The 11,939-nt window shown below is 71.7% G+C and carries 6 protein-coding genes; 3 read left to right on the top strand and 3 right to left on the bottom strand.

Annotation, left to right across the window (positions count from 1 at the left end; translation table 11 throughout):
• Positions 1–6 precede the first annotated feature (6 nt).
• From AB0M52_RS01350 to AB0M52_RS01340, 3 genes are read right to left on the bottom strand one after another with little or no spacing between them, the layout of a single operon-like run.
• Entirely contained in the window at positions 7–6,366 is a 6,360-nt protein-coding gene (locus AB0M52_RS01350; RefSeq protein ID WP_363947255.1) for an amino acid adenylation domain-containing protein, read from the bottom strand.
• Positions 6,367–6,420: 54 nt separating this feature from the next.
• Positions 6,421–6,798: a metalloregulator ArsR/SmtB family transcription factor gene (locus AB0M52_RS01345; protein WP_363947252.1), complete on the bottom strand. Its 378-nt coding sequence runs from the start codon at positions 6,796–6,798 to the stop codon at positions 6,421–6,423.
• A gap of 54 nt (positions 6,799–6,852) precedes the next feature.
• A complete protein-coding gene (locus AB0M52_RS01340; protein WP_363947249.1) occupies positions 6,853–8,115 on the bottom strand; it encodes an NAD(P)-binding domain-containing protein in 1,263 nt (420 codons plus the stop codon).
• Positions 8,116–8,238: 123 nt separating this feature from the next.
• Between AB0M52_RS01340 and AB0M52_RS01335 the strand changes: the two genes are divergently transcribed.
• The 3 genes from AB0M52_RS01335 to AB0M52_RS01325 are packed head-to-tail and all read left to right on the top strand — an operon-like array spanning position 8,239 to position 11,934.
• A complete protein-coding gene (locus tag AB0M52_RS01335; RefSeq protein ID WP_363947246.1) occupies positions 8,239–9,780 on the top strand; it encodes a VOC family protein in 1,542 nt (513 codons plus the stop codon).
• Positions 9,777–10,163, top strand: a complete 387-nt coding sequence (locus AB0M52_RS01330; RefSeq protein WP_363947243.1) for a DUF5990 family protein — start codon at positions 9,777–9,779, stop codon at positions 10,161–10,163. Before AB0M52_RS01335 ends, AB0M52_RS01330 begins: the two co-directional genes overlap by 4 nt.
• Before the next feature lie 13 nt (positions 10,164–10,176).
• Complete coding sequence (locus AB0M52_RS01325; protein WP_363947240.1) at positions 10,177–11,934, top strand: carbamoyltransferase C-terminal domain-containing protein; 1,758 nt, start codon at positions 10,177–10,179, stop codon at positions 11,932–11,934.
• Positions 11,935–11,939: the final 5 nt, after the last annotated feature.

Here is an 11,939-nt window from a genome sequence, read left to right as displayed (position 1 = left end):
CGCCGCTCACCCGCTCGTCAGCACGGTGGCCGGCGGGTTGGCCGCGGCGCGGGCCCGGTCCACGGCCTCGGCGAACGAGGTGACGGTGCTGGCGTCGAAGATGGTCCGCACCGGAAGGTGCAGGCCGAAGACCTTGTTGGTGCGGGTGACCACCTGCATCGCGCGCAGTGACTCGCCTCCCAGGTCGAAGAAGTCGTCGTCGGCGCCGACGGCGTCCACGCCCAGTACCTGTCCCCATACCGCGGCTATCACCTGCTCGGTGTCGGTACGCGGGGCCGACGGCGCGGTCGCCCGGGCGGCGGTGCTGTCGACGGCGGGCAGGGCGCTGCGGTCGACCTTGCCGGTGCCGGTCAACGGCAGTGCGTCGAGCCGGACGATCGTGGCGGGCACCATGTACTTCGGCAGCCGGTCGCGCAGGTACTGCTGCAGGCCGGCGGCGTCGGGCGGGTCCATCGACGTCACCGCGACGTAGGCGACCAGGGCCAGGTCCCCGCCGCCGTCGGCGCGCGCCACCACCACCGCGCGGCTGACTGCGGGATGGGTGTCGAGCACACCTTCGATCTCGCCGAGCTCGACCCGGAAACCGCGGATCTTCACCTGGTGGTCGGTGCGGCCGAGGAACTCCAGTTGGCCGTCCGTCCTGTGCCGGGCCAGGTCCCCGGTGCGGTACATGCGCGCGCCCGGCCGGGCCGCGAAGGGATCGGGGAGAAACCGGGCGGCGGTGCGGCCGGGCCTGCCGAGGTAGCCTCGGGCGACGCCGGTGCCGCCGAGGAGGAGTTCGGCTGGCACCCCGATCGGAACCGGCTGACCGTGGGAATTGAGCGCGTACGCCCGGACTCCGGCCACGGGCTGGCCGATCGGCAGTTGGGTGCGGTACGGGATCGGCTCACCTGTCCAGGCGGTCGCCCAGACGGTGGCCTCGGTCGGCCCGTACTCGTTGACGAGTCGCACGGCCGGCGCCACCCGCCGGGCCGCCGCGTGCAGGTCCTTCGTACTGGCCTCGCCGGCCGCGATCATCACCTCCAGGGTGGACAGTTGTGCTGGTTCGGCCTGCTCGAGGAGGGTGGACAGCAGCGACGGCACGGCGAGGGTGTGGGTGACGTTCTCCTCGGCGATGTGGCGCAGCAGACGGGCGGGTTCGAGCTGACTGCCCTCGGTGGGCAGGTACACCGCCCCGCCCGTGCACAGCGGCCAGAACAGCCCGGCGATCGAGCTGTCGAAGACCAGCGATGAGACGAGGAGGAACTTCGCCGGCGCCTGCCGGTACCACTGGGTGCGGGCCAGGGTCGAGTTGACCAGGCTGTGATGGGTCACGCCGACGTGTTTCGGGGTGCCCGTGGATCCCGAGGTGGAGATCACGTAGGCAAGGTTGTCGGATGCGGTCGGGACGCCGGTGACGGCGGTGGGCCGGCTCGGCGGTTCGATGAACGGAGGCCGGTCGCGCAGCGCGAGCACGGGCGCGGTGGTGATCCGGTGCGATTGGCCGGGTTCGGTGAGGACGACGACCGGTCGGAGTTGGCCGGCGATGCTGTTGAGCCGCTCGTCGGGATGGTTCGGGTCCATCGGGAGGTAGGCGGCACCGGATCGCAGGACCGCCAGTACCGCCACGACTGTCGGGACGCTGCGGCCGACGAGCAGGCCGACCAGGCGCTCCGGGCCGGCGCCGTACTCCTGCAGGGTTCGCGCGAGCCCTCCGGCCCGGCGGGTCAGTTCGGCGTAGGTGAGGGTGCCGGTGGGCGCGCTGACCGCGACCGCGTCGGGGGTGGCCCGGGCCTGCGCCCAGATGAGGTCGGGCAGCCGCGCGTCGCCTCCCAGTGCGGGCCCGCCGTTGGCGAACTCATCGAGTACGCGGGTCAGCTCCGGTTCCGACAGCAGGGCTGTGCGGTGGTATGCCGCCTCGGGTTCGCTGACCATGGCTGTCATGACCCGCTGGTAGTCCTGGGCCATCTGATCCATCAGCTCGGCGTCGAACTGGAGGTTGTCGTACTCGATGCGAATCTCGAGCTGTCCGTTGTCCCGGTTCAGCCGGAAGATGGCGCAGAACGGGAAGGTCGATTCGCCGTACAGTTCGGTCGCGACGTGCTCGATGCCGCGGGCCCGCCACCGGTCCAGTTCCCGGAAGACGTGGTAGTCGGTGAAGAAGAAGAGCGTCTCGGCCAGCGGCTCGTTGCCCTGGTGCCGCTTCAGCTCGGCCATCGGCAGCCGCCGGTACGGCAGGGAGCGCCGCTCGCTGGCCAGCGTGTCGGCGATCAGCTCCAGCCAGGTGCCGCCGGTCATGGCGACCCGCACCGCGAGGCTGTTGACGAACAGGCCGATCGCGGTGCTTCCGTCGGCCTGCTCGGGGCGCCCGTTCGTGACGGTGTAGGTGAGGGTGTCCGGCTGCCCGTGGTAGTGGTTCATCACGGCCAGGTGGCCGGCGAGCAGGACGCTCTTGAGCGGTACGGCGTGATCCAGGGCAAGCCGCTTGAGTCGGTCGGACAGGTCGGTGGAGATCGGCACCGCGATCCGGACGATTTCCCGGGCGCCCTTGTCGGCGGTGGGTGCCGCGTTCAGCCGGGGCAGCCGCATCAGGGTGGCGTCGCGCAGGTACTCCGACCAGAAGGTGATGTTTGCGGGGCGGCGCAGCGCCTCGATCTCGAGTGCGACGGCGTCACGCATGGTCGAGCGCGGCGGTGCCGGGGTCCATGACTCGCCGAAGATGATCGAGAAGTAGTGTCCGAACAGTTCGGTCACCATCAGCGCCTCGCTCCAGCCGTCCACGATCTCGTGGTGGAAGCCGTAGGTGAACTGGAACGTCGCGTCGTCGAGCCGCTGCACCATGAAGCGGATGAGCGGGTACTCCTCGAGTTCGAAGCCGCGCTGCTTCTCGCTGTCCACCCACGCCTCGATGTGCCGTTGCTGTTCGTCGGGGGTGAGGCCGCGAAGGTCGGCGTAGGAGAGCGGGTCGGGGAAGCCTCGGTGCACGAGTTGCAGGGGGCGGCTGAACGTGGTCTGGTCGAACGAGGTCCGCAGCATCGGGTGCCGCTCGACCAGTTGCCGGATCACCGTACGCAGCGTGTCCACGTCCAGCGGCGCCGTGAGCCGTACCGAGGCGATGGCGTGGTAGACGGCGGACTTCGCTGCGAAGTCCCGGTGAAAGATCATGCCTTCCTGTAGGAGGTTGAGTGGGAAGGCGTCCTCGACGTCGGCGGACATCAGCTCCCGGTCTTCGGCGGAGATGAGGCTGTACGGGGCGGTCGCCGGCTCGGCGACCATTGGCTGCCCGGTCACTTCCTGGGCGAGGGCCCGGACGGTCGGCCAGCGGTGCAGGTCGGCGACCGTGACCGCGACGCCGCGGGCCTGGGCCCGGCTGGCCACCATCACGCTGCGGATCGAGTCGCCGCCGATGGTGAAATAGTTGTCGTCGACGCCGACCCGGTCCCGGCGCAGCACCGCGGCGATCGCCCCGGCGAGGATCTCCTCGGTTTCGGTGCGCGGCGCCAGGTACGGCGAGCTCGCTTCGGGGTCGACCGTCGCCTGTGCCGCGAGTGCCGCGCGGTCGAGCTTCCCGTTGGACGTCAGTGGCAGGTGGGCGACAGTGCGGAAGTCGGCCGGGACGAGGTACTCCGGCAGCCGCTGCCGGCAGTAGGCGACAAGGTCGGCCGAGGACACTGCGGCGGCCGGTGCAACGACGACGTACGCGACGAGATGATTGCGGCTCGGCTCCCCCGGCGCGGACCCGGCGGCGACCGCGGCCTGCACCACCTGGGGGTGGCCGGCCAGCACGGTCTCCACCTCGCCGGGTTCGATCCGGTAGCCGCGTACCTTCAGTTGATCGTCCGTGCGGCCGAGAAAGATGAGTTGGCCTGCGGCGTCACGGCGGGCGTGGTCCCCGGTGCGGTAGGCGCGCGCGGTCGGGTCGGCCGGATCGGTGACGAACCGCCGCCGGGTGAGCTCCGGCCGATTGAGATAGCCGTCGGCGACACCGGCGCCGGCGATGACGATCTCCCCGACCGCACCGTCCGGAACCGGAGCGCCGAATCGGTCGAGCAGGTGGATCCGGGTGCCCGCGATCGGGTCGCCGAGCGGCACCGGGCCGGATGCTGGCGTGTCCGGGTGAATCTGGTACGCGCACGATCCGACCACGGTCTCCGTGGGTCCGTACTCGTTGACGATGGTGATGCCGGCGGGTTGGGCGCGCAGGTCCGCCAGTTGCTCGGCACGCAGCGGCTCGCCACCCAGGACCAGGGTGCGCACCTGCGCGGCCAGCCGCGCCGCCGGGATGACCGCCAGCAGCGCGTCCAGTTGGGACGGGGTGAGCTTGAGCAGGGTGACGTCGGGTTCGTCGCGCAGCACCGCGACGAGTCCGGCCAGGCCCGGTCCGTCCGGGACCAGTCGGCACCGCTGCCCGACGAGCAGCGGTCCGAGTAGCGCGGTGAGGGTCAGGTCGAATCCGGCGGAGGTGTGCACGACGGTGCCGCTGCCGTCGCCGAGCCGGTACGCCTGCGCCGCCCAGCTTAGGTAGTTGAGCAGGCCGTAGTGGGTGACCGGCACACCGTTGGGCGCCCCGGTGGAGCCGGAGGTGTACATCACGTAGGCGATGTCGCTGCCGCGGCCGACGGCGGGCTCCGCCCCGACCCGCTCCGGGCCGGGCGCGGTCAGGTCGAGTCGTACCGGGTGCACCTGCGGTGGCAGGTCCTCGGTGGCGGTGTCGGGACCGAGGACCGCGAGCCGGGCATCGACGTCCTCTGCGACGAACCGCACCCGCTTCGCCGGCTGGCCGAGGTCGACCGGCACGTACGCCGCGCCGGTCTTGGTCACGGCGAGCAGCGCGACGACGAGTTCCGCGCCGCGAGCGGTCCGGACCAGCACCCGTTGCCCGGCGCCGGCGCCGGCGGCCGCCAACCGCACGGCGAGCGCCGTGGCCGTTTTGTCCAGCCGCTCGTACGTCAACCGGTGGACACCGTCGTCGACGGCGACGGCGAGCGGTGTCCGGGCGGCCTGACTGGCGATCGCGTCGTGCAGGGTCGCCGCGCCGGTCGGCACGGTTGTCGGGCCGGACCGGCCGGTGCGCAGCCGCTGTGCCTCGCCGGGCAGCAGCAGGCTGACCGCGTCGACAGTCGGGGCGTCCTCCCCCACGAGCCGGTCCAGGACGACCCGGAACCGGTCGAGCAGAGTGGCCGCCGCCGGCGGTGGCAGCCGCCCGGAGTCGTAGCCGAGGTGGACCCGCACGCCGTCGGGTGCCAGGGTGAGCCGCAACGCGACCGGTGCGCCGACGCGGCCGATGGCGGCCAGTGGCGGTGGCGGGTCGTCAACGGTGCGGTCCGCTGCACCGCCGTCGAGCTGGTCGACGTGGTGGACCCACTCGAACACCGGTGCCCGCCGTGCCGCCGGCGTTGCCGCCGGCTGGAGATCGTCGACGTGTTCGGCGGCATCCAGCAGGATCCGGTGGACCTGGGCCACCGCGTCGGGCCAGCTGGTGCCCGCAGCGAACCGGCAGACCACCGGTGCCTGCCGGGCGTACGGTCCGACCGCCCGGCGTAGCTCCGAGGCCGCCCGGCCGGGCAGCAGCAGGTCGCAGAGCACGTCCCGTTCGCCGGCGATCCGCCAGAGCAGGACGGCCCAGGCGGTCGCGGCGACGGCACCGGGGGTGGTGGTCGTCGCGGTGGCGACGGATCGCATGGCGGCACAAGTTGTGGGGGAAAGAGTTCGGCTGTCGACCTGCCACGGTCCGGTCACGCCGGTGTCGGCGAGCAGATCCTGCAACGCCAGCGCAACGGCCGGGTCGCGGTGCGGTTCCCAGTACGCCCGCCGGGTCGTGCCCTGCGCGTCGGCGAGCAGGTCGTGGTGCCAGGCGGCGAAGTCGGCGTACTGGACGGCCACCTCGGGCAGCGGGCGGCCCTGGTATGCCGCGATGATCTCGGCGGCGACGATGCGCAGGGATTCGTCGTCGGTGACCGCGGCATGCCCGGTCAGGACGAGCACCGGCGATTCGTGGCAGTGGACCAGGGTGATCCGGGCGGCAGGCCCCTGTTCGAGGTCGATCTGGTCTCGTTCGGCGGCGAGAATTCGCAACAGTGGGTCACCGTCGTGCGCGCTTCCCGCCGGCGGGGCGTCGACCCGATCCACCACCGCGTCGAGTCCGTGGTCGGCTTCGTCGATGACCTGGACGGGAACCTGGTGTTCGGTCGCGGACCGGACCCGGGTCCGCAGGGCCTCGTGCCGGTGTCGGACCTGGCGCACCGCCGCCGCGAGCCGGTCCGGATCACATCCGACACCCGAGGTGGCGGCGGGAAGCGGGTACGCCGCCTGTACCCAGGCCGCGAGTTGGTGCGTCTGCCGTTGCACCGGCGACACCCGGAACCCGGCGATATCGGCTTCCTCCACGGCGGGTTCCCTTTCGCGTCGGGCGGGCGCGGGCTCACTGGTGTGCCGGCCGGGTCAGATCCAGTCGGGGCCGATCCGGCTACAGGAACTGAGGTGGTCGCACTGGTCGCCGGCGACGATCTGCGCGACGGCGAGCACGTCACGCAGCCGGGGGTCGGCGATCCGGTACACGCCTCGGCGGGACACCCGGTCGACTTCGACGAACCGGCACCAGCGCAGGCAGGCGAGATGGTTCGACACGCGGCTCTGCGGCACGTTCAGGATGCTGACAAGTTCGCTGACGCTGCGTTCCCCGTCGAGCAGGAGCCGCAGGATGGCCAGCCGGGTCGGGTCGGACAGCACCCGGAAGAAGCGGGCATCGGCGACGGCGGTCTCGACCGGGGACTGGGTGGTGCTATCCGTTTTGGCTCCGCTGGCAGGAGCTGGCGTCATGGCGCGATCCTAAAACAGGATGTCCTGATACGACAGAGCCGAATCGACGGCGGTTCATCCGGCGACAGCCGGCGACGGCTGCCCACCGATGCGGTGGACGGTGACCCCCGGCCGGTCGGTCACGACGTGCCAGGGGTCGACCACCACGGAGCCCGCCGCGAAGGGGTACCCGGTGAACTCGGGTTCCGGGCAGCCGATGAAGTAGGCGCGGGCGGCGGCGGCAGGCGGCCGGCCGATCAGATCCGCGGGCGTGGCGACGACCTCCGCCGTGGCTCCCGCGAAGTGGAGCATGGTCACCATGAGCGCCGAGGAGCTGCCGGTCTGCAGGTCCGTGCCCGGTTTGAAGGCGGTGCCCAACACCGTCATCGGGAGGGGGCCGGCGTACTCGGCGAACCGCCGGGCCAGCCACTCCACGTACGCCTGCCGGGTCCGCATGACGCCGGTGAACAGGTCGGCCTCGCCGCCGTGCGCCCGGAACAGCCAGGAGAGCGCGATGTTGTCCCGCGGATGACAGGGCCCGCCGTCGCCCATACCGGGGCTGAGGTATGCCGCGCTGGTCAGGCGCTGGTCCCCGCTGCGGATGATCCGCAGGACGTCTCCGGCGTCCGCGCCGGTCTCGTGCGCCATCCACTGGACCAGGTTGGCGACGGTCACCTTGGCGCTGACGAACGTGTTGTAGACGACCTTGGCGAGTTCGGCGGTCTCGTACGAGACTTCGAACAGGGGTGCGTCGGCGAGGCTGGCGAGCACCGTAGACACGGTGCCGAGGCGGTGGGTGGCCGGGGCACCGATCATGGTGAACTCCGGCCGGCTCAGGTCCTGCGCGACGCGTCCCATGCCGACGAACTGTGGACAGTAGAGGATCGGGTGCGCTCTGGCGACCGGCAGGATCTGTGCGCGGATGGTCCCGGGCAGCACGGTGGACATCACGCCGATCTCGATCGGCCGGGGCGCGTGGGCGGCCACGTCGCTCACGGCACGCCGCAGCGCGGTGTAGTCGAAGTCCGCTCGGGAGTCCGGCAGCGGGGTGATGCCCTCGTACATTGGGCGGTGCGGTGTCTCCACCACCACGAAGACGCAGTCCGCCGCGGACAGCAGCTCGGGTAGCGGTGCGAACCGCAGGGGTACGGTGTCGTCCACCATGTCGGCGAGGGTGCCCTTACCGTCCGGTCCGCGTTCGTACCGGGACAGCGCGGCGGTGCGCATCCGGGCGTCGTCCCGGTCGTATCCGATGACCTGGTAGCCCCGTAGGGCGAGCGCCGCCGCGACCGGCAGACCGAGTTTGCCGAGCCCAACGACGCCGATCGTTACCGCCATAGCGCCCAACTTGACCATGGGTGCGGTTGCCGCACAAGCCCCGTATCAGGTTTCCCTGATGGATGAACATCGGCCCGAGTCGGACAGTGATACATCTGGCTTCCCGGATGTTACGGTACCGGCGTGCGGGTGCGACCGACGCCACCGCCGGCCCGCCGGCCGGGCACAGTCGCCTGCCTGACCGTCGGCGACATCGGCAAGGCCGTCGCCTACTACGAGCAGTTCTTCGGCTTCCGGGCCCACCTCGTCGAGTCCACCGCCGCCTGGTTGACCGGCCACGGCGCGACGCTGCGGCTCCGCCTCGGACCGCCGACGACCACCGGAGCCGACGACCGCCCGGACCCGGACGCGGTGCTGTACGTACGCCAGCCCGAGGTGCTGCGCCGGCGACTCGACGACTGGGGCGCGCATCTGACCAGCGGGACCACCCTGGGCGAGCAGTGGCGGGGCTACTACGCGGTGCGCGACTGCTACGGGAACCTGCTGGCTTTCGGATCGACCGGCGCACCGTCGGCGCTGCTGCGACCGCTGTACGAAGCCGGCGACGACGCGCGGCGCTGGCTCGGACGGCAGATCGGGGACCGCGACCAGCGCCGGGAGTCACGCCGGCTACGGGACTTCCACCAGCGGCACCAGATCCCCCGGGGCGCGTACTACCTGCACGTCACCACCGGGCTGCTGCACTGGCTGCTCGCCTGCGAACGACGCCTTCCCCCCGAGCTGCCCGTGGTGGTGGTCGGCTCCGGCCTGACCGCGCAGGAGTCGGACTGGCTCGCACGCCAGCTGCCCCGACCGTTCCACCGCATAGCTGCACGCCGGGACGACGCCGGCGTCCTGGAACTCGTCTTCGCCGCCACCACCGGCGACTTCGGCTGGATCGAGCCGGGCTGCCTGGTGCTCGACCACCGGGTGCTCACCGACCTCGCGGCACCCGCGGGCGGCGTCGCCCTGCGGTGCGCCTGGTCGTACGACGCCGGGCTCGGGGCTCCGCTGGCCGCGCCCTACCTGCTGTTCTTCGACGCCGACGCGATCCGCCAGGTGCGAGCAGCGGTCTCCGGCATCTCCCCCGGCATCTACGCCTACGACCGGTTCAACCGGCAGGTCGAGGGCGAGCGATGGTACACCCGCACCCCGAGCCGCCGGCAACGGCAACGGTTGGCGGCGGTGGTGCCCCGGGCGGCCGACGGGCGGCCGGCGACCCCGCCCGGCACCCCCTTCTACGACACCACGGTGCTGTACCAGCTGGCCGCGCGGACCTGCGGGTGGTCGGTACGCCCGGTGCGGTCGCTGCGCGCCAACAACCACGTCCGGGGCGGCGCCGTGCAGGACGACGCTTCCGACGAGCTGGTCTACATCGGCGCGCTCGGCCACGCGGACCCGCTGGAGGAGTTCAGCGGCTTCTTCCACGACAGTTCGGTACGGCAGCGTTACCTGTTCGCCGAGTACGTCACCTTGCAGCCGGTGGCGGACCGGCTGCCGGACAGTTACCGGACGCGCCTGGCAGCGGTTGTCGAAGCGCTGGCCGCACAGGGCCTTCGCCCGGACGACGCCCACGCTGCGGTACGCGACTACCTGCGCACCGTGCTCGGACTCTCCGCGGCGGCCACCGCTTCGGTGCTGCAGGCCGACACCACGGGGCCGACAGTTCAGGAGGCGGTAGGTTGAGTGACGTTCAGGTGACCCTGACCATCGTGGCCGACGGGCTGCCCCCGACGGCGGACGCGTTCGAGGTCGGCCTCCAGGCCGGGAAGGACCGGCTGCTGGCCGGGACCCCGACCGACGACGGTGGCCTACGGTACGAGTGTGTGGTGGCCGCCACGAGCCGACCGGACGGCTCGACGGGATTCCGCGGCGAGTGTGTGCACGGGCCGACAGCCGAGCGTTTCCTCTACCTCAGCGCACGGGCTCCCGGTGGCGACAGCTGGTATCGACGTCTCAAGATCATGCTGCCGCGGCGTCCCGACCTCGGCACCGGCCGGTTGGCCATCCGGGTACGCGACGAGGGCCGGGCTCGGGCCGGCGTCGTCACCGACTGGACGCCGGCCTGAACCGCCCACGACCATGATCGTTGTCGGCGTCTCCGCGCTCTACCACGACGCCGCGTGCGCGGTACTGGTCGACGGCGAACTGGTCGCCGCCGCCCAGGAGGAACGGTTCACCCGCAGACGCTACGAGCCGGCGATGCCCGCCCAGGCGATGCGGGCGTGCCTGCGCCAGGTTGGACTGACGATCGCCGACGTCGACCGGATCGCGTACTACGAGAACCCGGCCGCCCGGCTCAGCCGTCAACTCTGGCAGGGCCTGCCGGATCTGCCGTCCGCCGCGCCGCACTGGTTCGGCCGCCTCGACGCGGACCGACCGTACCGTGAGATTCGCGAACTGCTCGGTTACGACGGACCGGTCATGTCGGTGACCCACCACGAGGCCCACGCGGCCAGCGCCTTCTACTGCTCGGGTTTTGCCGAGTCGGCGCTGCTCACCGCCGACGCGGTCGGCGAATGGACCACGACCAGCTACGGTCGGGGCGGCCCGGAGGGCATCGAACTGTTCGAGGAGGTGTCGTTTCCCCACTCGTTGGGCCTGCTCTACAGCGCGGTCACCAGCTACCTGGGGTTCGACGTCAACAGCGACGAGTACAAGGTGATGGGGCTGGCGCCGTACGGGCGACCGGCCCTCGTCGGCCGGGTCGAAACGCTCGTCGAGAACCTCGCCGGCGGCCAGTTCCGCCTCGACCAGAGCTGCTTCGACTTCACCACCCCGGACCGGATGTACCGGGACGCGTTGGCGCAGCGGATCGGCGCGCCGCCGAGAGCCAGGGATGAGCCCGTGACCCAGTTCCACCGGGACCTCGCCCGCAGCGTGCAACACGTGCTGGAGGAGATTCTGCTGGACAAGGTCCGGTACCTGTCGCGGCAGACCGGCAGCGACAACCTCAGCTACGCCGGCGGGGTGGCCCTCAACTGCGTCGCCAATGCCCGGATCCGCCGCGACGGTCCGTTCACCGCGCACTTCATCCAGCCCGCCGCGGGCGACGCCGGCGGCGCGATCGGTGCCGCCGCGATCGTGCACCACCGGGAGACCGGCACGTACACCCGCCGGCGGCTGTCGGACGCCCGGCTCGGTCCCGCCTACGACACCGGCGAGCTGCAACGGGCGCTGGACCTGGCCGGCGTGCCCTACCGCAGTTACCGCGGCCGGGAGGGCGACCTGGTCGCCGACGTGGCGGCAATGATCGCCGCCGGCAAGGTCGTCGGCTGGTACCAGGGCCGGATGGAGTTCGGGCCACGCGCCCTGGGTGCCCGGTCGATCCTCGCCGACCCGCGCGGTCCCGACACCCGCGATCACATCAACGCCCTCGTCAAACAGCGCGAGGCGTTCCGCCCCTTCGCACCGGCCGTCGCCGCCGAACGGGCCCGGGACTTCTTCGACCTCGATGTCGCCTCGCCGTTCATGCTCGACGTCGCCCAGGTACGCGATCCCGGCGCGCTTCCGGCGGTGACGCACGTGGACGGCTCCGCCCGCCTGCAGACCGTCGACGCCGCCGTGGACCGCCGCTTCCACGCGCTGCTCACCGCGTTCGGGACGCTGACCGGATACCCGATCCTGCTCAACACCTCTTTCAACCTGCGCGGCGAACCGATCGTCTGCACACCGGCCGACGCACTCGCGGGTCTGGTCCGGTGCCGGCTGGACGCCCTCGCCGTGGAGGACATCGTGCTGCGACGCGCCGATCTGCCCCCCGGCTGGCACGACGTCGTCGACGACGTCGCGCCGGTCCGCCCGGGCGGCATCCCCACCGACGTCTACAGCTTCGTCTAGGTGGC

The sequence above is a fragment of the Micromonospora sp. NPDC051296 genome (genome assembly GCF_040682255.1).
Classification (GTDB): domain Bacteria; phylum Actinomycetota; class Actinomycetes; order Mycobacteriales; family Micromonosporaceae; genus Micromonospora; species Micromonospora craterilacus.
This window is presented reverse-complemented; position numbering and strand designations above follow the sequence as displayed.

What these genes read in the sequence shown, in the direction of transcription:
- AB0M52_RS01340 (WP_363947249.1), bottom strand. Translation starts at nt 8,115, where the DNA reads ATGGCGGTAACGATCGGCGTCGTTGGGCTCGGCAAACTCGGTCTGCCG.
- AB0M52_RS01325 (WP_363947240.1), top strand. Translation starts at nt 10,177, where the DNA reads ATGATCGTTGTCGGCGTCTCCGCGCTCTACCACGACGCCGCGTGCGCG.
- AB0M52_RS01345 (WP_363947252.1), bottom strand. Translation starts at nt 6,798, where the DNA reads ATGACGCCAGCTCCTGCCAGCGGAGCCAAAACGGATAGCACCACCCAG.